At 58.2% G+C, this 2,760-nt stretch carries 2 protein-coding genes and 1 pseudogene; all 3 read right to left on the bottom strand.

Annotated features, from left to right (window positions below):
- Nucleotides 1-330, bottom strand: a pseudogene (locus tag ABG80_RS04540) (hypothetical protein); the annotation flags it as partial.
- A gap of 254 nt (nucleotides 331-584) precedes the next feature.
- Complete coding sequence (locus ABG80_RS04535; RefSeq protein WP_200964254.1) at nucleotides 585-1,493, bottom strand: PoNe immunity protein domain-containing protein; 909 nt, start codon at nucleotides 1,491-1,493, stop codon at nucleotides 585-587.
- 131 nt (nucleotides 1,494-1,624) lie between these two features.
- Complete coding sequence (locus tag ABG80_RS04530; RefSeq protein ID WP_058086581.1) at nucleotides 1,625-2,620, bottom strand: WG repeat-containing protein; 996 nt, start codon at nucleotides 2,618-2,620, stop codon at nucleotides 1,625-1,627.
- Between the last annotated feature and the right edge of the window lie 140 nt (nucleotides 2,621-2,760).

The raw sequence follows: 2,760 nt of genomic DNA, 5'->3' as shown, positions 1-2,760 counted from the left end.
TGCGATGTCGCAATGCAAGCCTGGCACCAACATCTCGATCCGACCACCAGCGTGCTTGCGACAGATGTCAATGCCACAACCGTCCGATGTCGAGAACACGAAGCGCCCGTCGTCGGTCCAGTACTTGAAGTACCGCTTGCCATTCTCTTCGAGGTAACTGCCTTGCACTGGCAGATCAGCCAGCACTTTGCCTTTCGGCTTCTCCTCATCAAGCACATGTCGCCAGCGACCCGTGCCTGGATCCAGGTCAATCAAATCAGAGCAAGTGTGATGCTGGTAAAGCCACATGTTTATCAACGAGTCCTCCTGGGTCGTGCCCCAGGTGTTCATGGGGTCCGGGGGCTCAGCGCAGTGAGGTCGGTGCCTTGTTCGACGTCGCTGGCGCGCTGGCTCTGTACGGCCTTCGCGCCCAGGTTGTTGGCCGTCTCGTGGGTGATGGCGATGGCGGCGAAGCGGCGATCGGCGCCTGCACCATAGGCGTCGTGGTCAAGCAGCTAGAAGGTATCAGGTTGTCCGGGTGCGGCTGCGGTTTGACGAAACGCTCGATCGGCCCGACCGGCTCGGCTACCTTGAACAAGCGCCTGCTATCCGCCTTGGCCGGCGCTTCCCACCATCCCTCGCGAGGACATGGTTGGCCCGACTCGCAACGCCCACCCATCGCATCCATGATGCTCGCCGTCAGCGATCGGACGCTTGCCATGGGTGCGTGCGTAATCGACCAAATCTCTTGGGTAGAACTTCTTGTCTCGGTAGCTGCTGTCGTCGATGTCCAGGATGTATGTGATGGCTGCAGCCTCCAAAGACCAGTAGCCTGGGAAATAGCTGGACTTGTGGCGGTCGTGATAAGGCTCTCGGCGACTGGCTTCGTACCACTCATCCAGGTACTGGCCCATTAACGCTGCGCGTTTGTCAGGCTTGGCAGCGAAGATCTTCTTGGTCTTGCGGTACGGAAGCTGACGTGTGTAAACGGCCGAACCCGGACGACCTGGCAGGTACGGCGCGACCAAGTCTTCCAGCAAGGCATCTTGGTCGTCGTTTTCATAAGCTAGCAGGTCCATGATGCGGCCCAGCAAATCGGGTCGCCCAAGGAGGATAGAAAACGAGATCAGCTGCAGGGCCTCCCAGTAATCTTTGTCGCAGAGGTCGATGTGAGGCACCTTGTGGCCATCGCACTCCTCGCTGGCGTGGAAATCCAAATGGTACCCAGCGTATTCCTCCCAGAACTCCACAGCTGGAGCAATCAAGCGAGCCAACTCGCCAACGCCAACACCTGCTGAGTAGCTGAAGATGATGATCTGGTTGGCATCCAGCCCCCTGGACTCCGCCGCGCGCATGGCATCCGCCCGCGAGTCCATTCCATGTTGGAGCGATGCAGTGGCTATGGGAATGCCTGAGACGTTATCCTCAACGACAGACAGATAGTCTTTGTACTTTTGAAGAGGCTCACGCTTCTGAGCAGCCCATTGCTGCTGAGGCAACAATTCAATCATCATCATTCGCTCAGAACATCGTCGAGGGTTGACATCACGGGAGGTTGGACTTCGCGTTGACACCCTGCTGGTCGATCTTCAGCTGACAGTCAGCATCGCAAGCACCGCGCTTTCATGGGGTTCCTTTCGACCCGTCACCGAGTCACCGAACCCTTCTTCCGCCGCTCATCCCAAAGGTAGTCGCACAACCAACGGCCATCGTAAGCAAGGTATCCCCGTCGACCATCCGGGCGCTTGACAAACAATGCCTCGCCATCAAGCGACGGGTCGATGTCGGCGTACAGTTGATCGATCACCAATCGCCCCTGAGGGTCAATGCAACCCCACAGGCCCTGCTCATTGGCCACCGCAGCCAAGCCGGGCATGACAAAGGATGTCGCATCCGCGTGCGTAGGTTCGATCACCACCCGCCCCTCACGGTCGATGAACCCCCACCGTCCGTCTATCTCGACCCTCGCGCGGCCACAGGAAAACGAAGTCGCGTGCTTGAATCGAGCCGGGATGACCAACTGTCCCTTCTCGTTCATGAAGCCATAACAACCGCACGAGTGAGGGACCAAGGACAGCCCCGCTTCGTCAAACGATTGCACCCTCTTGTAGCGAGGGCGAAGCACGACAACCCCCTGTCGATTGATGACCACTCGACGCTCCTGACCGAGTTTTTTTGCAATAGCAAGCCCATTTGAGGCGAAATCCCCGATGAACTCAAACTCCGGCGGGATGATCCATCGCCCTTTCTGATCAATGCACCCGTGCCCCCCGGAATGACCCTCCTGGACAACGGCGAAGCCATGGTCATCGAACGCTCGTGCCGCGCCATATCGCGGACGAATGCAGAGTCGCCCACTCGAATTGATGTAGCCATAGCGATAGCCATGATCCTCACTGCTAACTGGTGCCAGGCCGTTGGAGCCAAAAATCCCAGCACTAAAAAAACGGGCTGGGATCACCACCCTTCCTGCTTGATCGATGTAGCCCATCGCACGCGTGCCGGACGACTCAAGGCGCGTTGCTGCCAGACCGTTTTCAGAGAACGGCCCGATGTCATGAAAGCTGGCAGGGATGGCCAGACGCCCATGGTCATCGAAGCACCCATAAAGTCGCGTTCGGGGGTTTTGATAGAGAAGCATGTTCAGGTGTCACGGATCGCCGTAATGGAGCCAAGGATGTTCGGCGTAATGGAGCCAGTTTCTGGCTGCTGAACAGGGCTCCCGAGGGGGTTGAGGAACGGGGTTATTTTGCCGCTTTGGCGGGGGTGGATTTGACGCTG

The organism is Aquabacterium parvum, from assembly GCF_001447195.1.
GTDB classification, from domain to species: Bacteria; Pseudomonadota; Gammaproteobacteria; order Burkholderiales; family Burkholderiaceae_C; genus Aquabacterium; species Aquabacterium parvum.
Note: the sequence above shows the minus strand (reverse complement) of the source record. Positions and strands in the feature narration are given on the sequence as shown.

Bases quoted from the DNA above. Each gene is read 5' to 3' on its own strand.
- ABG80_RS04535 (WP_200964254.1), bottom strand. From the start codon at position 1,493: ATGATGATTGAATTGTTGCCTCAGCAGCAATGGGCTGCTCAGAAGCGT.
- ABG80_RS04530 (WP_058086581.1), bottom strand. From the start codon at position 2,620: ATGCTTCTCTATCAAAACCCCCGAACGCGACTTTATGGGTGCTTCGAT.